19 protein-coding genes and 1 pseudogene are annotated in these 22,912 nt (G+C 54.3%); 6 read left to right on the top strand and 14 right to left on the bottom strand.

Annotated elements, in window-relative coordinates; translation table 11 throughout:
- Positions 1–79 precede the first annotated feature (79 nt).
- Positions 80–1,498 (bottom strand): short-chain fatty acid transporter, encoded by a 1,419-nt coding sequence (locus PSEUDOMOFG3G_RS23090; protein ID WP_076386741.1) that lies wholly within the window; start codon positions 1,496–1,498, stop codon positions 80–82.
- A gap of 215 nt (positions 1,499–1,713) precedes the next feature.
- Here PSEUDOMOFG3G_RS23090 and PSEUDOMOFG3G_RS28480 point away from each other — a divergent pair.
- From PSEUDOMOFG3G_RS28480 to PSEUDOMOFG3G_RS23075, 4 genes and pseudogenes are all read left to right on the top strand, one after another.
- Positions 1,714–2,439 (top strand): annotated as a pseudogene (locus PSEUDOMOFG3G_RS28480) (PAS domain-containing protein); the annotation flags it as partial.
- A gap of 108 nt (positions 2,440–2,547) precedes the next feature.
- The gene (locus PSEUDOMOFG3G_RS28475; protein ID WP_373685103.1) at positions 2,548–2,979 is read left to right on the top strand and encodes a methyl-accepting chemotaxis protein; all 432 of its coding nucleotides are present in this window, start codon (positions 2,548–2,550) and stop codon (positions 2,977–2,979) included.
- 91 nt (positions 2,980–3,070) lie between these two features.
- On the top strand, positions 3,071–3,625 hold the full coding sequence (locus PSEUDOMOFG3G_RS23080; protein ID WP_139051163.1) for a DUF2975 domain-containing protein: 555 nt from the start codon (positions 3,071–3,073) through the stop codon (positions 3,623–3,625).
- A 7-nt stretch (positions 3,626–3,632) separates the two neighbouring features.
- Positions 3,633–3,857, top strand: coding sequence for a helix-turn-helix transcriptional regulator (locus tag PSEUDOMOFG3G_RS23075; RefSeq protein WP_047229383.1), 225 nt, complete (start codon positions 3,633–3,635; stop codon positions 3,855–3,857).
- A 73-nt stretch (positions 3,858–3,930) separates the two neighbouring features.
- Here the strand turns inward: PSEUDOMOFG3G_RS23075 and ggt are convergent, their stop codons facing one another.
- Both ggt and PSEUDOMOFG3G_RS23065 read right to left on the bottom strand, forming a co-directional pair.
- Complete coding sequence (gene ggt, locus PSEUDOMOFG3G_RS23070) at positions 3,931–5,772, bottom strand: gamma-glutamyltransferase (protein ID WP_139051162.1); 1,842 nt, start codon at positions 5,770–5,772, stop codon at positions 3,931–3,933.
- A gap of 339 nt (positions 5,773–6,111) precedes the next feature.
- A complete protein-coding gene (locus PSEUDOMOFG3G_RS23065) occupies positions 6,112–6,333 on the bottom strand; it encodes a hypothetical protein (protein ID WP_042956428.1) in 222 nt (73 codons plus the stop codon).
- A 1,096-nt stretch (positions 6,334–7,429) separates the two neighbouring features.
- Between PSEUDOMOFG3G_RS23065 and PSEUDOMOFG3G_RS23060 the strand changes: the two genes are divergently transcribed.
- Positions 7,430–10,906 carry a M48 family metallopeptidase gene (locus tag PSEUDOMOFG3G_RS23060; protein WP_139051161.1) on the top strand — a complete coding sequence of 1,159 codons (3,477 nt, stop codon included), beginning with the start codon at positions 7,430–7,432 and terminating at the stop codon, positions 10,904–10,906.
- Between the two features lie 335 nt (positions 10,907–11,241).
- Here PSEUDOMOFG3G_RS23060 and PSEUDOMOFG3G_RS23055 read toward each other — a convergent pair whose 3' ends face one another.
- A complete protein-coding gene (locus PSEUDOMOFG3G_RS23055; RefSeq protein WP_139051160.1) occupies positions 11,242–12,513 on the bottom strand; it encodes an abortive infection family protein in 1,272 nt (423 codons plus the stop codon).
- Between the two features lie 451 nt (positions 12,514–12,964).
- On the opposite strand from PSEUDOMOFG3G_RS23055, the gene PSEUDOMOFG3G_RS23050 reads away from it, so the two are divergent.
- Positions 12,965–14,302: a YaaC family protein gene (locus PSEUDOMOFG3G_RS23050; RefSeq protein WP_139051159.1), complete on the top strand. Its 1,338-nt coding sequence runs from the start codon at positions 12,965–12,967 to the stop codon at positions 14,300–14,302.
- 222 nt (positions 14,303–14,524) lie between these two features.
- Here the strand turns inward: PSEUDOMOFG3G_RS23050 and PSEUDOMOFG3G_RS23045 are convergent, their stop codons facing one another.
- From PSEUDOMOFG3G_RS23045 to PSEUDOMOFG3G_RS23000, 10 genes are all read right to left on the bottom strand, one after another.
- Positions 14,525–14,713 carry a hypothetical protein gene (locus PSEUDOMOFG3G_RS23045; protein ID WP_139051158.1) on the bottom strand — a complete coding sequence of 63 codons (189 nt, stop codon included), beginning with the start codon at positions 14,711–14,713 and terminating at the stop codon, positions 14,525–14,527.
- A gap of 65 nt (positions 14,714–14,778) precedes the next feature.
- The gene (locus PSEUDOMOFG3G_RS23040) at positions 14,779–15,621 is read right to left on the bottom strand and encodes a chromosome segregation protein SMC (RefSeq protein ID WP_139051157.1); all 843 of its coding nucleotides are present in this window, start codon (positions 15,619–15,621) and stop codon (positions 14,779–14,781) included.
- Positions 15,622–15,712: 91 nt separating this feature from the next.
- The gene (locus PSEUDOMOFG3G_RS23035) at positions 15,713–18,607 is read right to left on the bottom strand and encodes a DUF927 domain-containing protein (RefSeq protein ID WP_139051156.1); all 2,895 of its coding nucleotides are present in this window, start codon (positions 18,605–18,607) and stop codon (positions 15,713–15,715) included.
- Complete coding sequence (locus PSEUDOMOFG3G_RS23030) at positions 18,604–18,873, bottom strand: DUF3077 domain-containing protein (RefSeq protein WP_139051155.1); 270 nt, start codon at positions 18,871–18,873, stop codon at positions 18,604–18,606. The genes PSEUDOMOFG3G_RS23035 and PSEUDOMOFG3G_RS23030 overlap by 4 nt, the downstream gene beginning before the upstream one ends.
- Positions 18,870–19,160, bottom strand: a complete 291-nt coding sequence (locus PSEUDOMOFG3G_RS23025; protein ID WP_139051154.1) for a hypothetical protein — start codon at positions 19,158–19,160, stop codon at positions 18,870–18,872. The genes PSEUDOMOFG3G_RS23030 and PSEUDOMOFG3G_RS23025 overlap by 4 nt, the downstream gene beginning before the upstream one ends.
- A complete protein-coding gene (locus PSEUDOMOFG3G_RS23020) occupies positions 19,157–19,318 on the bottom strand; it encodes a hypothetical protein (protein ID WP_010457911.1) in 162 nt (53 codons plus the stop codon). The genes PSEUDOMOFG3G_RS23025 and PSEUDOMOFG3G_RS23020 overlap by 4 nt, the downstream gene beginning before the upstream one ends.
- A gap of 376 nt (positions 19,319–19,694) precedes the next feature.
- Positions 19,695–20,000, bottom strand: a complete 306-nt coding sequence (locus PSEUDOMOFG3G_RS23015) for a hypothetical protein (protein ID WP_139051153.1) — start codon at positions 19,998–20,000, stop codon at positions 19,695–19,697.
- A complete protein-coding gene (locus tag PSEUDOMOFG3G_RS23010) occupies positions 19,997–20,251 on the bottom strand; it encodes an AlpA family transcriptional regulator (RefSeq protein ID WP_082097993.1) in 255 nt (84 codons plus the stop codon). Before PSEUDOMOFG3G_RS23010 ends, PSEUDOMOFG3G_RS23015 begins: the two co-directional genes overlap by 4 nt.
- Positions 20,252–20,334: 83 nt before the next feature.
- Positions 20,335–21,273 (bottom strand): hypothetical protein, encoded by a 939-nt coding sequence (locus PSEUDOMOFG3G_RS23005; RefSeq protein ID WP_171061423.1) that lies wholly within the window; start codon positions 21,271–21,273, stop codon positions 20,335–20,337.
- Between the two features lie 246 nt (positions 21,274–21,519).
- Positions 21,520–22,761 carry a tyrosine-type recombinase/integrase gene (locus PSEUDOMOFG3G_RS23000; RefSeq protein ID WP_139051151.1) on the bottom strand — a complete coding sequence of 414 codons (1,242 nt, stop codon included), beginning with the start codon at positions 22,759–22,761 and terminating at the stop codon, positions 21,520–21,522.
- Between the last annotated feature and the right edge of the window lie 151 nt (positions 22,762–22,912).

Raw genomic sequence — 22,912 nt, 5'->3', positions numbered from 1 at the left:
AACAGGGTGTAGCCATACTGAAACAGACCGGAGCGAAGAAAAAGTGGGCCGACGAAAATATCGGCCCTTTTTTATGGCTTTATGGCATCACGGGCGGCAGATAAGACAATGTCGTCCCCAGCGCCCACAGCAGCACCAGCACCAATGGCGTGTGAACCAGTAATTGCACGAAGGAGAAACCGATCAGGTCCCGGGCCTTGAGCCCCAACACTCCCAGCAGCGGCAGCATGTAGAACGGATTGATCAGGTTTGGCAGCGCTTCGGCGGCGTTATAGATCTGCACCGCCCACCCCAGGTGATAGTTCAGATCATTGGCCACCTGCATGACATAGGGGGCTTCGATGATCCATTTGCCGCCTCCCGAAGGAATGAAAAAGCCCAGCACCGCCGAGTAGGCGCCCATCAACACGGCGTAGGTATCGTGGGATGCGATCTGTACGAAAAAGGTGGATATGTGATGGGCGAGCGTCTGGGCGTCGCTACCCTTGACCGTGGTCAGCAGCGCGGCAATCGAGCCGTACAGCGGAAACTGGATCAGCACGCCGGTGGTGGTCGGCACCGCGCGCGCCACGGCATCGAGAAAGCTGCGCGGCCGCCAGTGCAGCAACGCGCCAAGCATCAGGAACAGGAAGTTATAGGTGTTGAGCCCGGAGATGGCGCTTATCGCAGGTTTGGTCGAGAACTCGTGGAACAGCCAGCCGGCGGCCAGCAGCGCCAGGGCAATGGTCAGCAGCGGGCTATGTTCCAGCCATTCTCCCGGGCGGGTGCGAGGCTGCAATGCCGGCATGCTGAAGCTGGGATCAATCCCGCAGGCGGCGGCGTCACGGGCACTGTTCGGGCCGGGAGCGGTGGCATAGGCCACGATCAGCGAGATCACGATCAACGCCAGCAACATCACTCCCGATTGCCAGAGAAAAATGGTCTGGGTGAACGGAATGACCCCGGTGATCGACAGGATCGAGGGTGGCAGGCTGGCCGGGTTGGCCTGCAATTGCGCCGCCGAGGAAGACAAACCCAGTGCCCAAACTGCGCCCAGGCCCAGGTAAGCGGCGGCGCCCGCGGCGCGGTAGTCCATTTTCAGATCGGTGCGACGGGCCAGGGCACGTACCAATAAACCGCCAAATACCAGGGAAAGCCCCCAGTTGAGCAGCGATGCGACCATGGAGATCAATGCGACCCAGGCCACCGCGGAGCGACCGTTTTTCGGGATGCGTGCCAGGCGATCGATCAGTTTGACGGCGGGTGGCGAGCTGGCGACCACGTAACCGCCGATCACCACGAAGGCCATCTGCATGGTGAACGGTATCAGGCTCCAGAAGCCATCGCCGAACGCCATGGCGGCGGCCGTGGGCTTGGCGCCGATGAACAGTGTCGCCACCGCGACTACCAATACTGCCAGGGCGGCAAATACCCAGGAGTCAGGGAACCAGCGCTCGGCAAAACTGGAACAGCGCAAGGCGAAGCGGGCGGAACGGCTGTCTTGTATGTCGGTGGTCACGGCAATTACCTCGATTTTTATGGTTATGGGTATTGGGTGCGGCAGGGTCTTGGCGTCAGGCGCCAACACTGGAACATTCCAGTGACCATGGGAGGCTAATCGGGGTTCGCGAGCGCGCAGGATTATTTTCAGAAGCGGCCCGGGGCGCTCTTTAGAAAAAAATCGGCGAGCCGATGGCAAGAGAACAGGCCACCTAACTCTCCTGCTCTCGGAGCATGCCATGTGTGCAGGTGAAGGAGAGTTTGGACCGCGAGATGCTGGCCCTCACTCTGGATGCCGAAGGGCGGGTGCAGACGGTCAATCAGAATTTTCTCGACGAAATGCACTACAAGACCCAGGACCTCATCGGCCGGTCTGTCGAAGAGCTGGTGCCGGCTTACCTGAAATCCAATGAGTTCCAGTTGCGTTTCAAGACGGCGCTGACTAGAGGCGAGCATTTCTCCGGCGCCGTACGGCTGCTCCGGGGCAACGGTAAGGAAGCCTGGTTGCGTTCGATTCTCCAACCGGTTCGGGCGACTGATGGCCGAATCCGCTATTTCTCGATGTACTCCAGCGACCTGACCCGTACCATCGAGGCGTCGCGCGAGCATGAAAACCTCATTGGTGCGCTGGTGCGCTCAACGGCGGTGATCGAATTCGACCTGGGCGGTCACGTACTGACAGCCAATGATCGCTTCCTCAATGCCATGGGTTACAGCCTGGCGCAGATCAAGGGCAAGCATCACCGCATGTTTTGCGAACCGGAGGAGTACAACAGCGCCACCTACCAGCAGTTCTGGCAGCGTCTCAACAGCGGCGAGTTCGTCGCCGGTCGCTTCAAACGCTTGGACAGCAACGGCCGTGAAGTCTGGCTGGAAGCCTCTTACAACCCGGTGCTTGATGCCAACGAGCGACTGTACAAAGTGGTCAAGTTCGCCACGAACATCACTGATCAGGTCAACCAGGAAAAAGCCGTCTCCGAGGCGGCCGGCATTGCCTACAGCACCTCGTTGCAAACCGACAACAGCGCCCAGCGCGGCACCACCGTGGTGACCCAGGCCGTGGGCGTGATGCGTGACCTGGCCCGGCACATGCAAACCGCCGGCGAAGGCATCGAGGCCCTGAATGAGCAATCCCTGGTGATCGGCACCATCGTCAAGACCATCAGCGGCATTGCCGAACAGACCAACCTGCTGGCGCTCAACGCGGCCATCGAAGCCGCCCGGGCGGGTGAGCAGGGCCGGGGCTTTGCGGTGGTGGCCGATGAAGTGCGGCAACTGGCGTCGCGTACCAGTCAGGCCACTGATGAGATCGTCGGCGTGGTTCGCCAGAACCAGGACATGGCCCGCAACGCCGTGGCACTGATGACCGACGGCCAGCACCAGGCCGAACAGGGTCTGGCCCTGGCAGCGGAGGCGGGGACGGTGATCGTCGAGATTCAGGATGGCGCGAAGAAGGTGGTCGATGCCGTGAGCCAGTTTGCCAATCAGTTGTCGACTTGAGTTTGATGTTATCGTTTTTTACATATTAATTATTGTTCTGCGATAATTTCACCGCTATGGTTTGCGCTTCCTTTGTTCTGTGGAGCCTTCCATGTCCTCGAATCGTCTCGCCCTGTACAGCCAGCGCATGGCTGCCATCACACTTGTCTTCATTATCACGATGATGGTCCTCAACGCCGGGGTCTGGCTGTTTCCTGACGTTGCTTCAGAATACGGTCTGGGCTTTGCCCTGACCGAGCGACAGCTGTCGAGCTTGTCAGCAGAGGCTATGCGCTTGACTGGCTGGCAATGCCTTGGCGCAATGCTGTTGTCGAGCATACCGCTGCTGGCCCTGGCGTTCGGGCTGGGCCATTTGCGGCAGTTGTTCCAGCGATATGCCCAAGGCGAGTATTTTTCCAGCGAAGCAGCCGTTTGCCTGGGGAAGGTAGGTCGCGCTGTGGCGCTGTGGGTGCTGCTGGATTTCCTGTGTGAGCCGTTTCTCAGCCTGCTGGTGACGATCAACGCACCGGTCGGTCAGCGTCTGCTTACCCTCAGCGTTACCGCCCCGTCGTTTGTCGCGTTGTTTCTTGCAGCCTGCATTGCAATCATTGCCCGGATATTGTCCCGGGCCAGTGAAGTCGATTCAGAAAACCGGACTTTTGTTTGAGAGCCCTATGCCTATCGTTATTCAACTTGATGTGATGCTGGCGACGCGCAAGGTTAAATCCAAGGACCTTGCCGCCGCGATAGGCATTACGGAAGCCAACCTTTCCTTGTTGAAGCAAGGAAAGGTCAAGGGTATTCGCCTGGCTACCCTCGAAGCCATTTGCAGCCATCTGCAATGTCAGCCCGCCGATTTGCTGATTTACCAACCGCAGAGCGATCCCCCCAAGGCTTGACCCCTTGGGGGAGCGAGCCTGCCCGCGATGGGCGGCGACGCGACTTCGCAGACCGGTCGGATGGCCGCGACGCTCAATCCCCCAGCGCCTGCCCCTCACGCCGCGGGTCCGCTCCACCGGCCAGTGAGGTTTTGCCTTGGGCATCACGGACTCGGACGATTGCCTGGGTCCCGCTGGTCATGTCGATTTCACTCACGGCATGGCCTTTGTTTTTCAACGCCTGGATCAGTGTCGGGCTGAACTGACCTTGTTCCAGTTCGGTGGGGCCGTTGCGGCTGCCGAAGTTGGGAAGATTGATGGCGGCTTGCGCGTCCAGGTCCCAGTCCAGCAGGCCGATCACTGACTTGGCGACGTATTCGATGATTTGGGAGCCTCCTGGTGAGCCAACAGCGGCCAGCAATTCACCGCTCTGGCGATCGAAGATCAGGGTCGGCGCCATGGACGAGCGGGGGCGTTTGCCGGGTTCGACGCGGTTGGCGACCTTTTGCCCATTTTCTTCGGGGATGAACGAGAAGTCGGTCATCTGGTTGTTGAGCATGAAACCCCGGACCATCAGGTGTGAGCCGAACGCTGACTCCACCGTGGTGGTCATCGACACGGCGCCACCCTGGTCATCCACTGCCACCACTTGCGAGGTAGAGATGCGCAGGGGCGAACGGTCCGGGGCGTATGCCACCTGGACGCCCGGTGGTGTGCCGGGTTTGGCGATGCCCATGCTGCGTGGACCGATCAGGCTCGCGCGGCTGGCCAGATAACCGGGATCGACCAGGCCTTTGACCGGTACGGGGACGAAGTCCGAGTCAGCGACATACAGGGCGCGGTCAGCGTAGGTCAGGCGCTCGGCTTCGGCGATCAGGTGCACTGCTTCGGGCGTCGGCTCAATGCCGGCGGGTTTATCGGTCTTGACGGGTTTCATGGGCGCGAGGGCCGTGCGGCGGTCGCGCTGTTCCAATGCCTGCAAGGTTCCGAGAATCTGTGCCACGGCGATCCCGCCCGAAGATGGGGGCGCCATGCCACAGACTTGCCAGCGCTTGTAGTCAGTGCAAAGCGGCGCACGTTCCCGGGCGGCGTAGCCCTGGAGGTCATTCAATGACAGGCTGCCGGGGTTGGCATGCTTCTGCACCTTGGCGACGATTTCTTCGGCAATCGGCCCTTTGTACAAGGCGTCGGGACCTTCGCGGGCAATGCGCTTGAGCACGTCGGCCAAAGCGGGGTTTTTCAGCAGGGTGCCGACCGCCTTCGGGCTGCCGTCGGCGTTCAGGAAATAGGCGGCCATGTCCGGCGACCCCGGCAGGGACGCATCGGCCGCAATCATCGAGTGCAACCTGGGCGAGATCGCAAAACCCTGTTCGGCCAATGCGATGGCCGGCTCGAACAGCGTGCCCCATTCAAGTCGGCCATGTTTGCGATGGGCCAGTTCCAGTGCCCGCAACACGCCCGGTGTGCCCACGGAACGGCCGCCTATCTGCGCGGCGGTAAACGGCATGGGTTTGCCATCTGCTTGCAGGAAAAGTCTCTCGGTGGCGCCGGCCGGTGCCGTTTCGCGACCGTCGTAAGTACGTACTGCCTTGCCGTCCCACAACACGATGAATGCACCGCCACCGATCCCGGAGGACTGCGGCTCCACGAGGGTCAGCACCGCCTGCATGGCAATCGCCGCGTCGATGGCCGAGCCGCCGCGCCGCAACATCTGCCGCCCGGCTTCGGCCGCCAGCGGGTTGGCCGCCGCGGCCATGTGCTTGTCAGCGTGGCGGGTCTGCAGGTCGGTGCGATAGCCGGAGGCGATCTCCGGTGCGACGGGCAATGCTGGGGTTGTGGAGGAGGACGGGGCCTTACAGGCAACGAGTGCCAGGGCTACAGCCAGCAGCGAAACGGCTGACAGGCGATGAAGATTCGGTTTCAGATCTGCAAGCATGTGTCGCTCCATCCGTGGGCCAGGGGATAGGGATCGACTGTAGCGATGCGAGGCGTCGGGCGCAAATCAGCGCGGACTTGGGGGACGGCTTTTATCGAGGCATAAAAAAACGGCTTATCTTTCGATAAGCCGTTTTTAGTACTTGGTGGTACACAGTCATTTGAACTGGGCGCTCAAGTGGCTGTATATAAAAGGTTTATTGTCGTTCCGTTCGGTTAGGCATACATGTGGGCATACACGCTGCCTTTTTCTGGCTACTGTTTGCCCATGTACCCTCCGCCTGTCAAAGCGCCACCAGACATGGCGTACCTCGATCAAGCAGGGCCGATGCCAAGATAGTTATTCCTTGGCCCGTCCTTCTGCCGCCAGGGAGGCGAGGGCCAGGGTGAGAAATCCTGAGTTCCTATCCAGCGTTTCCAGTGCCCCCCTGATGTTTTGCGCGACCTCTGTAGATCCTCGTTGCTCAACCCAGTTTGAGAGCTCCTCGATAGCTGCTCCCAGGGCAAGCTGATTTTCATTCATTCGTTTGAGCACAGACGCAAGCAGAGATGGGTCTTCCATGCTGTTCTCCCTCCCGTGTTGACCATGTAGCCAATCTACATCGAGCCAGTGGCATTGCATATCAGTAGCCCTGTTTACCAGGTGGGCCAAATTGCGCCGGGGACCCTGGGAGATTTCGCTGCACACGGGGTCGGAAACCCGCGGGATCTTGGTAGTGACAGAGATTGCACCTTACTGAAATTTCAACGTTGAAATTGAAAGGACCCTGACGAAAAAAGGGCATCGTTACCGCAACGGTAAAGGTGAGCCATTGTGTTGCTGATAGCGAACGGCTGAACCCGGTCAACCTTGGGGATGGTGTCAACCACGTCAACCTGTCAACCGACGTAGAAAATTCAGTCGCTAACAAGATGCTGCGGGTTCTTTGCCCCGTGCCTTTCCGAAATGCGCAGGGTCCCTCGCGACGGTACAAACCATCGTGCAAATAGAATGCTAAACAGCAGCGAACCCGGCCCACTTGTCCACTAAGCTGGACGTTTCCGCTAAAACGACATTCGGGTATCCAACCCTTTCCCTCTACGTACCGTCTGGGGCCAAGTAATTTCTGTCTTCATCCGTTGCGCTAAGCAACCACCTGTCCCGAATATTCATGACGATGCCTACCCGCTGATAGCTTCCTTGGCAAGGGGGGCAGGGGAGCCCGTTGAAGGGTGTTACAAGAGTTACTGATGTTACAAACTCTCATAACTGATTGATTTTGTAGGGTTAATTGTTGGTTACACCACGGGTACGGCAATGCTGTGTTGAGTGTTACGAAAGCCCTCGGTGTTACACCCAATAGACAGGTTGCTGACTGGCAGCTATTGGAGCGAAATCGAAAATGAACTCGCCACCGAGCCGGCATAGCGTGGCACGCTAAGCTGAGGTAGCATCGAGCCATCAACGCGTCTGGTCATGGAGACTAAGCATGAGTTTTTCGATAGTAGATAACCCACAATTGGCAATAGCGGTAGCAGTCGGGGTTTGCCTAATAGTTGTAATTACACTGAAATTGGTATGGAAAAACAAAACATCTGTCAAGGCCGATCGAGGTGGTGCGGCGGTTAATGGGGATAACAAGGGAACTATTAAGACTTCATACCGTAAAGGAAAGTAAATGCGGAGTTTGCTGGAGTATGTAGGACTCTTAAAACCTCGCGGAAAAACGAACGTTACAGCGACCAGGGGCGGAGTCGCTGTGAATGGTGATAACTACGGAACTATCATTAGCAATGATAGAGACGAAATCAAAAGCGCTCTAGCAGAGGTCATTACTAGCCAAGCTGAAATGCGCAGTCTAGGTGTAGAGGGTGAGCTACAAAGCGAGATAGGTCGGCAAATCGATCACTACAGAGATCTGATGAATTCGGGTCGTGTAACTGAGGCTCGTAGTCTTTACACGGAGCTTCTGTCTCATCAGGCAAAGAATCTCCAACCCATCTCAATTTTTCGGATCAAAGCAAATATAGGTATTTGCGATCATTTACTTGGCAAACCAGAGGAGGCCGCGCGGCTATTATTAGAAGCGTGTACTTACGCTCCGGATGATCAACGTGCAGTGGCTTTTAAGGCGTTCGCCTTAATTTTGCAGGGGAAAACCAATGAGGCCATCGACTACGGCTTGAAAGAGCTTGAGCGTCATCCTAACAACGAAACGCTGGCCGAGTTTGTGCTGCAAGCCACAAGAATACATTATCAGTACTCAGATTTTTTTGATGATCCTTATGAAAATTTCTCCGATGAGCTAAAGAGGTCTAAATCCGTTCGTCTTGCTCATATTCATCTGCTTTCGTCGAAAAACAGCAGCATCTGGAGAGCTCTGGCCGATGAATATTTGAGCGAAGAGCCAGACGATCTGTTAGCGAAGAGTCTAGTTGCTCTAGGCATAATCCAGTCTTACATCGATGAGCGGCAAAGTCAGAATGGTTTTAAGTTTTCGGCTGAGGACGTGCTAAAAATAAATATCGCCGCCGGATACTTAGATGATTATTGGTCGGACTTTAAAGGAAGTGATAGATTTGCAAATGGCTGGGACTTGCAAGTAGTTCAAGGTTTGATTATTTCTTATAAACTTAGTGCGAGTCGTGATCGGTTGCGTGAGCTTTGCATTTATACTCTTTCCGAACTGTCTGATGATCAGGGGTTAATTAATACTACAATAAAATGTTTATTAGATCTAGATGAGCCTGAGCTTTGTAGGAAGGCGATTGATAAGCTGGATAATTATGAAGAAGCTAGAAAGCTACGTTTTCTACTCTTGGTTGCCCAACAAGACTGGGAAGGGCTGTCGAGTTTTCAAGACTACCAATTAGCTAAGTTCGATGGCGATTTTCTTTGCCAGGCAAAAATCGTGGTGTACATTGCTAGAGCCAAAAAAGGCGACTCAGTGGGCAAAGCCAAGTTAGAGGCACTGCTTGCTACATCGTTGTTGGATAGCCGAGCGCGCTTATTGCTGTTTGAGTTTTCACGCGCGTCTGGTATTAAAACAATCGCAGAAATTGCTTATGCTTACGGCTCAAAATTTATTGCCGATAAGACAGACGTGATCGAGTTTTTTCATTATATGAAGCTTCTTCGGTCGCTAATGATGTGGAAGGAAATCATATCTCGCCTTAGCGTATGTCCAGATGTGGCTGATAATTATGATCTCAAGCATATGCTGGCCCTTGCTTTCATAAACGAGCATCCGTTAAGGGCAGAAGCTGTTTGCTTCTATGAAGAACTGGCGCTGGCGCCCAAAGGTTTTGAGTTGTTATTGGGTATCTATTATTTCAGAAGAAATTCTTTTGAAATGGCTAGGCAATGTATTACTCAATATTATAGTTCGGGGGGGACTGATCTGTTTGGTTTTCTCGCTTTGATAGATATGGCCAAAAATGAAAGAAACCTGCCAGCGCTATCTGAGCTTTTTCTTCTGTATGATATCGATCGGTTCAACGGGCCGCCGGACCAATGGATGCATGTCGCTAGTGCATTGGTCATGATTGGCGACTCAAAAAAAGGATTGGAGCTGGCGCATCGTTTATATGTAGAAAATCCTGAAATATCAAAAGTTGCGTTAAGCTATTTTCACATTTTTATCAATGCTAATAAAGATGTGTTAATGGATGATGCTCTAGCAGTAAGTGGTGGCTGCCATATCAAGCTTGTCTGCTCAGATGATACTGTCATTGAGAGAAATGTTTCTGAAAGTATAGAGGATGATCTTTCGCTTAATCCTGAAGGCGTCGATCCTTATGTAAAAAAAGTATATGGGATGAAGCCTGGATTTGAATATGAGCAGGTTAAATTTCAGGGGGTAGTAAGGTGGAGGCTAGAAGAAGTTAAACATAAATTTCTAGATGCTTTTCATAATGTGTGCGCCACATATGAAAGTAAATTTCCAGAGGCAGGTGGGCTATGGTCCATTAAAGTTGAAGATGGAAATGTACAGTCTTTACTTGATTTTATAAGGCGGCAGGCTGAAAAAGATGAAGGTTTTATAGCGACTGTTTCTGAGAAAAATATACCTCTAGAAGTCGCAGCTGGAATGTGGAAAAAAAATGTATTTCAAGTTTCAGATTTAATGAGGGTGAGTAAAGGAAGCATCTATACCTGTGCGGGTACAGTGGAGGAGCGAGATCGGGCCATTGAGGCGATCCGCCGATACGAAGGAAAAGCTGTTGTTTTAGACACTTATACTGCTTGGGTGGCTGCGGAGCTTAATTTATTGACGGTGTTGTCAGATTATTTCGAGACTGTGCTTGTCTCTCAGTCTTCGTTAGATTCTCTGCGTAAACTTGTGCGCGAGACAGGAGATCGAGAGGGTTCCACATTTAGTATTGGGTGGCGGAGTGGGACTTTTATAAAGAACGAATATACCGAGGCGGACCTGGCAGCAGAGATTGAAAGGTTATCTGATTGTGCTGATGCAATAAATGCCGTATGCAAAGTGGTTCATTTTGATTTTCCTACCGGTCTGGATGAGCTCACTGAACTTTTACTTGAAATCAGCCCAGAAGCAATCGAAACATATTTCATAGCTAAGGAAAACAAGGCCCTTCTTCTATCGGATGATGGGTTCTCGAGAGGCTTTGCACTAAATGCTTATGAATTGTCGGAAAGCGCGTGGCTGCAAATTTTCATCAATGAGGCGATGAGAGATGGGAGAATTTCACCTGCCGCATATGTTGACGCAATTCTGGGCTTGTGTCGCTTTAAACACACGTCCGTATCTATAAGTACCTATGTTCTTGATTCTATTTTTGAACGGGATTTGACAACTGAGCTTGTAGAGTTTAGAGCGGTTTGCGAATATTTAGGCGGATCGTCTGCCGAAGAAAAGAGTCATTTTGATCTGGTTTTGCGTTTTATTATCAAACATTGGCTGCTCGCATACAACTCAACCAATAATTCGCTGGTTGAAGATTTCTTACAATTAAGTCATGGCGACGCCTACCCTTCGGCGAAAGTGAAGAAGGCGACAAGTATATTGCTAGAACGGATGCGGTTGATGCCTGATGGTGTAAGGCTTCTCAATGAGTTGGCGAATTTCCCAATATTGCGTCTGAGAGGATTTATTCGTGACTGGTGGGTTGGCCACTTCTACCGCTAGCTAATTTACTCAGCACATGCGGCAACTCCCCTTTCATTCAGAATTAGTTGGGGGGCACGATACCTGCTCTAATCGGTCTATGGGCTGGAACAGCCCTAAGCCGCTCATACTGGTAGACGGAGGCCGACGATTGCGTTGAGTAAGTCTGCTTCGTTTATTTGTAACAGAGTGCGCATCTGAGATCCATACCGTGATTTCTTAGTAAGATCTAGTGTTCAGATTTGCCTAGCAGCTCGCGAGAAAAATGCGTTTGCCTATACTAGGAACGCTTCCAAGCTATCATTCCAGCCCCTAACCTAAGATTTCCCGCCAGGGACGGCCTACCAAGTCCTACCCTATTCGCTCTTCTCGATTGCCTCCAATTCTTCCCTATACCGGTATGTCTCAGACACGAAATCAATGAAAGCTACCGCTGCGGCAACTGCTAGACGTGCGTGCCTCGGCTGAAGCCCGCGGTACTGGCCGTCTTTGCCATGCCCGGTTCCGTATAGGCCTCTCAACTGCGCCAGATTGCTCGTAAGCCCCGCAAGGTTGCGTAGCACTAGCCGAATATTGTCAGCGCCCTTTGCCGCGTCGCTGACTCCCTCAGGCACTAACTGGAGCGCTTTCGTAACTTTCTTAGTCAAATCACCTAGGTCGTCAGATTTCGTAAAAGGGATTTCGCGTTTGGTGAGTATGGATTTGCAGCAGCTCTCAACCAGCTCCTTGGCAGTGCCGATAGCGAGTTCGGGGTCGCTGTCGACGGAATACTCCACCCGTTCGATTTGCTTCGCCATCCAACCTGCATTTAGTGCTTCGACGACCGCCTTTGCACGCATTACGGACCTAGAGGTGTTGTTCTGGCTGGTAGCGTCGGTAACCGAGCGGTAAGCGAAGCGCGGGCGGCCAGCGATCAGCTCCTCTTGATAAATTTCCCAACCGGTGTTTTTGAGTTGATCGTTGAAGTGGCTTACGAGTTTGAGGGAGTCAGTCCGGTCTGGACGCACGACAGGGTGCACAATTTCGCAAAGGAAACGGAGGAACTGCTCTGCGTGGCCGTCGAGCAGTTGGAAGCGAGAATCAGTGAAGACCCAGTCGCTTTCCCAATCATCGTTGTTCCACCGATGTTGCCAAATGTCACCAGCTGCATCCTTAAAGCGAGCGTCAAAAGATGGAAGCTTTTCCAGCTCATAAAGCCGGCTCAGAAACTCAACGTCATTGAGCTCGCCGTGCCATTTCACGTCATCGAGCCGAAGGCCATCAAGTATGTTCTGGCGCACCTTCTTCGGTACGTCAGATTTACCAGATCGCCACTCCGGATAAAATTCTTTCGCTGGAATGATCACTGCCGCATAAGCAAGATTTGCCTCATGCTCGGTGACCTCTCTAAGCGCCGACGTGATTCGCTCCTTAAGCTGATTGCGCCTGGCCCCAAGCTTGGCAAAATCCAAAGGGGGCATGGACAACTGGATGTCCCAGTAATAGGTTCCGCCGTTCCAGCTGTCGCTGCCGGTCAGCTCAGCCTTGGCAGGGTAATCACGAATTAAGTCGGCCGCCTCATCAGCACCCTCCGCACGCAAGACTGCATGCACGGTCGCCAACAACGCCTCGATTTCTCTTTGCTCCATACCCCCTCCCGATTCTCAGACTAGCGTTTATCGTACACATACCTAATCGGGGGTGAACTCATTTTTTGAAGGTTTCACGATTCGCCATGGATGCATATGCTGCTGCATTTATAGCCGGGTAGGCCTAGTCGATCACACCCTGAAAGAGTGCAACAATGAGGGAATACCATCATATATGTGAGCATCTACCAGTGGCGGTGCGGTGATGTGAGAATTATGCTTGACTGGCTCCGTATTGAAGAGACGGCTGTGTACAAAAAAGTGCGCTATATGATATGCAGATAAGAGTTGCACGAAATGATGGCTGTGAGCTATCTTGAAAGACAGCGTAGGACAGAAATTCAATTATGAGTTTGGTTTTTATAAAAAACCGACTATTTAATGTTTTTTTGTTTTAGCTCCTTATGCTCGCTTTATTGGGTTATATATCTTGTCTTGTCAGGAGCGTAATATGGATATTGAAGCTATCTTGCATGATGAAGTGGAGGTTGTTCAGGCGGAAAATCGACCTCCCTTCGAATCCACGTTTGACTATGCTCTGTTTAAAAAGAACCAAGAAGAAGCAAATAATGAATGGAGAGCCCTTGGTCACGATGGGCAAAAGCAGTTCAACGGTAAATTAAGGCTCTTCTATGAAAGTAAAAAGCTGGTGCCTACTGAGGATCAAAATTTTGCGAACTCAAAAAATTTATTTTTGCTAGACAGCGAAATACAAGCGCGGACTGGTGCTCGTAGTAATCTCGACTTTATAGCCTTGGATGATTTAAATTTTCCGTCGCCAGCTCTTGAGCTTTTGGAGAACCTTGAAAACTCTGATCACATTCGAGAGCTTTATAGAATCAGAAAACGTACAACCGGAGATGAGCGAAACTCTGGAATTTCCGCTGATGAGGCTAGAAGGCTGAAGAACTGCCTGAAACAGGGCCGGGAGTTATATCTCAGTAGTAGAAGTGGCCCAGTCATGGTGAAACCTCTAACTTTGTTCTATTCTCTTACAGCTTACGCCTACTCGATAATAATATTGAATAACCCAATAAGATTTAAATTGGATAATCTTCCTGGTTCCCATGGGATGAACTATTTGCCAGACCCAATCCGCGTTCAGTTTGGCGGGGACATGCCTCACGGAACCTTTAGTGACTTGGTGTCATCTTTTCCTACTAGTCTAGTTAGAACTCGTGACAGCGATTATGCACAAAGTAATCTAAACTCAATCCTTGCTTTCTATAAGAACAGGTTTACGGTTAGTGCTGGTGCTCTTTTAAGTATGGTTCCAGAAATTCGGGATTATTATAAAATTACAACTGGTCGGGACTCTCGCACCCACCCACTAGAAGTAAAGGTTGTTACAGACCGGCGCAGCACGTCTTGGGAGTTGCAGATAGGTGACGGCATTAGACGTCCCCCCCTAGGTGACGTTGCGCAATCTTTTCCAAATTTTGATGTAACTGAGCGATACGGGAAAACAATAGTAAATATCCCAGCAGTGGATGAGCATAGGGCTCAAGCAGCTATTTATGCCGATATCAGAGGTAACCTCTGGTACGTAGAGAACCCTTTTTTTCCTGTGGTACTTCCAGAAATTGCCGTGCATTTTCTTTTAACTAGCATGTTTAGCAATTTGATGCGCTACTCACCTGATCATTGGGGTGAGGTTCTACTTAATCAGGTTAATACTAATGTTTCTCTGATAATAAATAAGTATCTTTCATCCTTTGAGTTAAAGATGCCGATATTGCTTTTGAGGTCGATTTCAAAATTTCATCCTGTGGTTTCATCTGGGATATAGACCAAGTTTGCGGCAAGTCGGCTTTGTTCGAACCCTTTCTCAGTTTTCGTCGAGCTACAATTTAACGACTTGACGAGGGTGGCATAAATATTGTCGTATAACCCTAAGCGTGCCTTTGGTTTATGGCAAGATTAAATTTACGGAGTCGTAAGTCGTGGCCCTTATCTGGCAGCTGAAAATGAGTTAAATGTAAATGGAGGCCGAATAGGCCTCCATTGGTATCTAGCTCCGGCGTTTCAATTGCTCATCGATGAGGCTCAGCTCTACTTTGATCGCGTTAGAGGTGAGGGTTTGTACTGCTGTGGTCTTCACCCATCGAGAGCCCATGAGCTTGAGCAGAGCGCTCAGGTGGGTTTTCCTTGCTTTCAGCGTTTCGGTACGACTGGGGCTGTTCTGCATGGCAGTGTTCATAGTGCTGATCCTTGGGCATTGTTTAAACAGCCCACACACGTGGGCTGTTTAAGGTGGGCAGGGCGCTACAAAGCCAGCACGTCTTGTACCTTGTACCGTACTGAGCGGTCCGACAGGTCACTCCAGGCCCAGTTGCTGAAATTTTCCCCTTGCTCTGGAATGTTGAGCTTGAGCAGCGCCACAGGATCCCGGTCGATCATTCGACGCGCCGCGCAAAGTTGTCCGCCCACATCAAGCAATGCTTGAGCGGCCTCATTCCACTTCTCTTCGAGCACCGCGTTTGCGAGGTGCAGCGCCTTGTTCTCAATTTTTTGATGTTCTTGCTGCGCTTCAGCGATGTGCTGATCGATGGTGGTCAGCTCTTGTTCCAGAGCGCTGATCATCAGTTGCTGACGACGGTTTTGCTCGGCTGCCGTTGCGAGGTTTTTAGCGGCTTTTTGAGCGTCAGCATTAGCAGTCTTCTCGCCCTCGGTGTCGCCCCACGCGACAGCCTGAGCGTAGGCAGTTGCCGCTTCGGTCTCAGCCTGCCGTGCCTTCGCCATTTCATCTGTGGCTTGCTGACGGATTTCATTTAGGCGGGTGCTGACACTCTGGCGCTTTTCGTTGAGCTCGTGCTCGTCGGCCTTCCAGGTCGCCATGGCGTCGCGGTAGCCCGCCATCAGGGTTTCGTGATTGGCGATGTTTTCGCGTCGAACAATTTTTTGACTCAAACGATCAATTTCAAAGTCCAGTGAATCACATTTTCTTTTCCGGTCGGCGTACTGATCCTGCACGTCCCGCTCCCGGCCTCGCTGGATAGACTCGGGGGCGGCTAGAGCGGTCTCATAGTGCAAGAGTTCGGCTCGCAGGCGTTCCACTTCGGAGGTCAGCTGTTCACGGCGGTCTTTCAGTTTTTGGATGTCGTTCATTGTTTCGTCTCTGTGTAATTCGATTGGATTGGGTTGGGCGGCTGGCGAGGCCGGGAATGAGCCGGCGCTACCTCCATCAGTAGGGAGGCCGTCAGGCAGCCCGAGCCTCGCTCTCATCCGTTCCCGGTATCGTCTTCACGATGTAGCAGCGTTGCGGGCCCAGGCCGGGTAACCGAACCAAGCTCGATGCCTTGCCGTCGCTACCAGGTTCCAGCACCCCCCGATGCAGCAGCTCCTTGTTCACGGCGTTGATGTTCATGCCCCGAAAGATCTCGGATCGCCATGCTTCGGGCAGCACGTAGTAGGTGTGGGTGGTGTGCATGGTGTCGCCCATGCCGTGCTCCAGGGTTTTGCGAAAGCCCAGCCGGTCAATGGTGCGGGGCCCGTGCTCATCGATCTTCGCGGCGGCGGTTTCCCAGCGGGTAAAGCGGCTTTCCCCAAAGCGCTCGATGATCTGGCGAAGGCGGGCCAAGATCGCATCGCCTTCAAGGTTTCCGGCGCCGCCACGCTCATTCAGCCACGCGCTCAGGCACACACGTGCCGCTGTGGTCGCGGTGCCGTCGGGCCAGCCGGTGATACCGAGCGCGGTGGCCAGCTCTCCGGCCGCTGCGGCCAGCCCAAAGCGTGCAGCGGCTCGGTGTGCTTGCCCACTGGCCGAGGCAGGGAGGGCTTTGGTGACGAAGCCTTCCAGAGTCCGGCGGAGGATAGTTGACCATCCGTGCATCTTGCCGGGCTCGCAAAGAGCCGCCAGGAACGCGGTGAGTGGCGTGCCGTAGTATTTGGCTACCCGAGCCTTGAGCGCGTCTGAGAGGGCCGCTGCGTCGTCGAAACCACTCAACACATCGAACATGCCGAGGCCTTTACTGGCATCCGCTGGTACGGCCAGCATGCGCACCTCCATACCGGCTTTCAGTTCCTTATTGGCTTCAGCCATGTGCTGCGCCAACGTCTTCTCGCCGGTCGAGAGAAACAGTAAGCGCCACTCCTGCACCTGTCGGCCCGCTTGTCCTCGGTCATTGGCACGAGCCTTGCCGGTGCCATTGCCGAGCATGTAGACCGTTTCGCCGATGATGCGCGGGTCGCACATACCGATTTCATCCAGCACCAGGAGCCCGTCCGAGTGCGCGGCGGCGATGGATTCCAGGGCGTTGTCTGTCGAGCGCCAGGAGCGCACCACACGCGGCCCGCCATAGATAGAGGCAGCGACTTGTAGGTGTGTGGTCTTGCCGCCGGAGCTGTCACCGTAGAGGTGAAACCCGCCTGATTCGTGACCGAGCATATTCAACAGCGGTCCCGCAAAGGCCACGCTGACGACGAACGCTAGACGATGGTTACCAATGCACAGTGCGCCGATTTGCTCCTGCCATTGTTCCAGTGTGCCGGACTCGCTGATCGGTGGGAGTTGTGCCCCAGCCTCATAGAAGTGCAGGTGTTCGTCATGCGAACCGATCTGGCGTTCGGGTAATAGGAAAGCATTCCCGTGCCAGCCGAGACGGGTAACCAGTCGAGCCCGTTGCGCACTGTCAAAGCCCTGCAAATAGCTTTGTAAGTCGTTGCGTGCGTTGCGTCCTGAGCGGCTGCCCGCCAGACGTAGCCCCATGTCCACCAGTGGGCCAAGGACGTCCTTGCCAAAGTCGCCGGTCATGGTGCGGGCCGGAATGTTCCAGCGTTTCTTCTGGCCGTCTGGGTCGTCGAACTCGACCAGCAAACCCCAGTTGTGCCCCTTGTCGTCACGGGTACGTGCGAGGATCTCCAAGGGCGAGCACACAGGCCGCGCTTCGCCATCGTCGCCGGAATAAAACACGCCTTCCGGCGTCAGGCGAAAACCGCCGGGCAACAGGTCATTTTTTGATTTGGTGGGCCGCTTGGTTTTGGGCTGCGCCTTGGTTTCGACTTCTCCGGCCGGAGCCGGGGCAGGTGCCGAGCCAAACAGCTCGCCAGTGCGCTCCAGCTCGACGAGGTGGGCCGATGTCCAGCCCTTGGCGAGTGCGTCGGCTGCATCGTCGCCATCGTCCCATTGACCACCTTTGGCAAAGGTCGGTGTGCCATTTTTCAACGTGGGCTTGCGTTTGAAGACGTTGAGGGCGATTGCTTGCACTGAGGCGGCGCCGATTTCACGCAGCTTTGCCGCGACGGCCTCCATGCAGCTCTGACCGCTGGAGTCATTGTCCGGCCACAACAAGACCGACCGCCCTTTGAGCGGTGTCAGGTCGGCCTTGTGCCAAGAGTTGGAACCGTTCGGCCAGCAAGTCGCCACGTAACTCGGCATCAGCTCGGCAGCGGCATCGGCTGCTTTCTCGCCTTCGCACAGTACGACCGGCGCATCGAGCCGTTGCGACAGTTCGTCCAGGTGCAGAAGAGGGCGCGGATTGGGCAAACCTTGCCAGCGCCATTGAGTGGTTTGGCCGTCGGCGCGCTGGCACCAGGTCAACGGTGAAAAGACTTTCCTTGGCTTGCCGTCTTCGTCGGGCCCCAGGTCGAAGCGATATAGCGCCATAAGGGGCTGGCCTTGGGCATCGCGATAGATCCATACCTTGGAGGGCGCGCCGTGTTGCCGGTGCTTGGCCGGGCACTTGTTCATGGCCTCGACCGGGATCGGCTGGATGGCGATCCATTCCGGTGCTTTGCCTTTGCTCGGTGTTGGCTTGGACTGTGCGGCGCCTGCCGATACGTGTAGCAGTTCCGCCAGCTTGTTGCAGGCCTCGACGTCTGTGCCGCCGTCGAGGTAGCGCACCAGGTCGATCAGGTCGCCGCCCTTGTCACCGGTAGCAAAGTCCGCCCAGGTGCCTTTGCTCAAATTGACCTTTAGTGATCCGGCACGTTTGTCCGTGCGGGTCGGATTAGGGGCGGTGTATTCCTTGCCGCCATCGACCCGTTTGCCGTTGGGCAGCCAGTGCGCAAGTACGCGATCAATGTCCTTGAGTCCGGCGTTTTTCACGTCGGCGAAGCTGGGGCGTTTTGTTGGGCTGTTCATGCGCTGGGTCATGTATCGGCCCCCGGCATAAACATCGCATCGTTTACGTCATCGATCAGAGCTTTTGCCATTTCGCCAAGGTAAAGCGCGCACCAGCTGTAGCGCTCGCCCTTGTCGCTCATGGCGGCATCAAGGGAGAGTTGATTGGCGTAATGCTGGAGGAGCGAAACCGTTTCGAGCGCGTCCTCAATAGGAATGCCCGCATTCACCCGAAACACGCCCCGGCCGGAGGATTTATTGAAAAACGACGCTCGGCCTAGTGTTGTGTGAGTGCTCATACGGCACCGCCTTTCTGATCCATCGGAACAGAGGTGGTGTCACCGTGCAGGGTCAGGGTTTTGATCAGTCCCAGGGTGCCCCGGACATCCCAAATAACAGCGGCCAGGACGTGATTGGCTAGACGTGGCCTGTCGCCTTCGCTTTCGAAATGGTCCTCAAGCAACATCAGCACGGACTCTGCGCGGTTGATAGCACAGGTGATTGCATCAACCGGGACACCCTTCTTGATGTCTTTGCTGACGCAGAGCAGGTCTTCAGGTAAGGCGAAGCTGAGGGATGAATTCATTGGGCACCGCCTGCGGCTTCGAGGGCGCGAGCTTTGACCATATGGGCGTTGTAACGGGCAAGACGAGTAGCGAGGCTGGAATTGGCGTGTAAAGCGGCGAGAGCCATTGCGCGGTGTGCAGCGGCGCGAAATTTGGACGGATTGAGGGCGTGTTTCATCTAGCGGAACTCCTGTATGTGAGGAGCTGCCACGGATCGTCGCCAAACGATTTAGGGTGGCAGCTGTGCGCGGGTTGGCGAACCGGGCATACAGGACCCCGGCAGACCCGAAGGTCTCCCACGCACAGCCACCATAAAAGATGAATGCGGGCACAAAAAAAGCGCCTGCAATCGGTATGGGGGCGCCTGTGCGCCTGTATGTAGTCGGGTCGCCAAACCCGATCGCTGATTTTGCAGCGACGGCCAGAGAGTAACGTCCGTTTTTCGAAAGTGCAACCATGGGGGTGCCTTGCGGATTTTCCAGGTGTGGCATAAATTGTTCGGGCATGTAGATTTACCTCAACGCCTCCGGATCGCCCCCGGAGGCGTTTTCGTTTCAGGCATGAAATTCGAAGCGCAGGGAAAGCAGGGGCAGGAAGCCGCCTTGGAGCATCGAGCGGGCATCTTCATAGGCTTCCGCTTGCTGGCCCTCGTCGACGATCACCGCCCCGGTCTTTTCGCAGTGGAGCGAGAGAGCGCACCAGGTGCCATCGGCCCAGCTGAGGATGCTGACCACGCGGCCCTGTTTGTCCTGCTGGCTGCGGTAGCGCTCCAGGCGTTGCATGAGGCGAGGCGAAAAACCGATCTGTCGAAGAATGGAGAACGGATGCATCAGGGCCTTGTTGGCGATCTTGCGGCTCATGCGGCCACCTGATCACGGGCAGCGATGCGTGCTCGTGTCCATGCTTGAACTTCTGCCAAAACCCATGCAACCGGAGCGCTTCGGGCGTTGCTGTTGCTGAGCTTCACCGGCATTGGGAATCCACTGTCCGGTTGGCGCATGAGCTTGTAGATGGTTGGGCGTGCGAGCCCTACGATGGAAATGACCTCGGGCATTCGAATGAGGGTCGATGCTGGGTCGTGAGAAGCGATGGTTTTTGATGCGGTATTCATAGCGAGCCTAACCTGAGTGAAATGAGACAACAGGCCATACGCTACGTAGGGGAGGGGGAACGGACTGTGTCCGCTCCCCTTTTTTATTTGAGTGGTCTAAGACCCAGGATGGTCAGGTGGTCCCTGATGGTTTTTTTGGTTCCATGAACGTTCTGATCGAAAAGCAGATTGGTTAGCTCTGCATCGCTCAGACTGCGCTTTTCAATCAAGCGGCCACTAATGATTTTTTCGGCTGCTGCCTTGATATTTGCGCGCCTATACATCGTGTCCGATTGTATTTTTGATTCAGGGTCTCGATTTCCCTTACCGGCTTCATGGCCCCGCTTTGATGCCTTTGCCGAGAAAGCCTCGTCGAGCATTCGGTGCATCAGGCTGGATGCGTTGAAGCCAGTCTTGAATACGTCGATGTTTTCCGCTTGCCTATACAGTACTGCCATCGATAGGGTCTGTTTGGCTTCACCCAGCAATTCAGCGAATCGCTCTCGCGCGTTGATTTCGGTTCCACTGCGGCGGAATCGTTCTTTTTCGACCAGGGCTAGATACTGGCGGGGTGAATCATTTCTCAACTGCTCTAGCAGTTCTGCATCGATGTCGTAGGTCGCAAGTTCAAGTTCGAACAACCAGTTTCCGAGTACCTCTACAGCTTCGGTGCCAAGCACGAGAGCAAAGGTCGCTGCCAGTTGCGAGTCTGTAGCTTGATGATTGAAGCCAGGGAGGTGTCGAATGACATTTGGCAATGAGGCTGCTCCCGCGATGCTGGCATGGTCATCGATGACGTCACGTAGCTCAAAGACCGTTGTTGTGACTGCCTCAGCACACAGCGCATAGGAGCCATCCTCAAGCCAGAATGAAGTAGCGTCGTCGATAAGGTCGAATGCTTGTCGGAAGTGCTCGCTGAACTGGCGATAGAGCGCCAGCTCGCGAACGGCACGTTCGACGTCGTCCATGTCCTGGATTAAGCACTTTACATCGATCCCTGAAATTTCCAGCTCCTCAATGCCAGTGCTCGGTTCAATGTGCATGTTGGGCTCCCCGTCGCCCCGGAGCTGGGGGGCAGTCGCAGCGATGCACATATGAAGACGCCACCGCCCGCAGTGCTGAAGGAGGCGGATTTTCGTTACACGACTTGGTGTCGTTACACTCGGTGTATCGTTGAGGTGGTTGTGGTGTAACTCGGTAAAAACTCAATAAATTCAATCGGTTGGGGTTGTCCGTTACACGTGTCACACGCGTTACACCGGTTTTAGAGGTGGGCTGGGTATGCGCCCTCATACTGCCTTTCCGAATTGGCCTTGCACGACATTACCTACCTCTAGGGCATCAAGGTGATCCGCATACCACTGCATCATTTTCACGCGCTGCTCGAGGTACTGAGCTTTGTTGTAAATACCTCGGACACCCTGTGCCTTGTGACTGAGTTGGGCCTCGATATGGTCAGCGGGGTAACCATGCTCATTGAGGATGGTGCTGGCGATGTGGCGGAAGCCGTGACCGGTCTGGCGGCCTTCGTAACCAAGACGCCTGAGTGCCATGAGAAACACGGTGTCGCTTCGGGGTTTGGTGCGGTCGCTTCTACCTGGAAACAGGAGAGGGTATGCACCGGTAAGTTGCCGAAGCTCCAAAAGGGCATCTACGGCCTGAGTGCATAGCGGCACCAGATGTTCGCGGCCTTTTTTACGTCCCTTGCGTTCGACAGGCACTGTCCACAGCTTTTTGTCGAAGTCGAACTCCAACCAATGAGCTTCGCGAAGTTCGCTGGGACGGACTGCCATCAGGGTCAACAGCCGCAGGCCAAGCTGAACATCTTTGGCATGCGGATAGGAACGTATCGCTCTCAGTAACTGAGGAAGCTCGTCAGGTGAGACATGAGCGTAGTTCTCTGCCTTTCCCGATGACAGAAACTTATGCACGCCCTCCAAGGGATTGTTGACGGCTCTGCCGGTTACGCGAGCCAGATCATAGATATCTTTGCAGTAAGCCCTCACGCGGCTCATCTGTTCCAAAATCCCCTGGCGCTCAAGTCCTCTCAATAGCTCCATCCACTCCATAGACATGATCGAGGTATAGGGGCGTTTACCTAGCGAGGGGAACACGTGGCGTTCGAGTGCGCCAAGTATCCTTTTGGCAGTCCCAGCATCCCAGCCGCTGAGGCGAGACGTATGCCATTCCCTGGCTAGTGCTTCAAAGGTGTCATTGGCTGCGTCAATGTCAGCCGCCTGACGAGCCTTCTTGGAGATGATTGGGTTCTTGCCCTCTGAGGCGTCAGCTCGCAGCTCTGCCGCTTTCTGCCGAGCGAAGGCGCCGCTTACTTCTGGATAGCCGCCGAGACCTAGCCAAGACCATTTGCCGTCCGGTTTCTTGTAGCGTAATTCCCAAGATTTCTGGCCGTTTGGTTTGACCCTGAAATACAGCCCAGGGCTGTCTAGTTCGCGGTATGCCCCGGCCTCAGGCTCCAGGCTGGAAAGTGTTGTATCAGCGAGAGGGCGTCGCTTGATATCGGCGCGCTTCATCCGTGTATGCCTCCAGTTCAATTAGTTCTGAAGCATACACGTGGGCATACACGGTGGGGAAGGATAGGGGTAGATAGAGGTGGACAGCCAGAAACAAGAAAGCCCGCACTAGGCGGGCTTCTTGAGGTGATTCATAGACTGCTGTAGACAT

Origin of the sequence: Pseudomonas sp. FG-3G, from assembly GCF_901007645.1 — a bacterium.
GTDB lineage: Bacteria > Pseudomonadota > Gammaproteobacteria > Pseudomonadales > Pseudomonadaceae > Aquipseudomonas > Aquipseudomonas rhizophila.
Note: the sequence above shows the minus strand (reverse complement) of the source record. Positions and strands in the feature narration are given on the sequence as shown.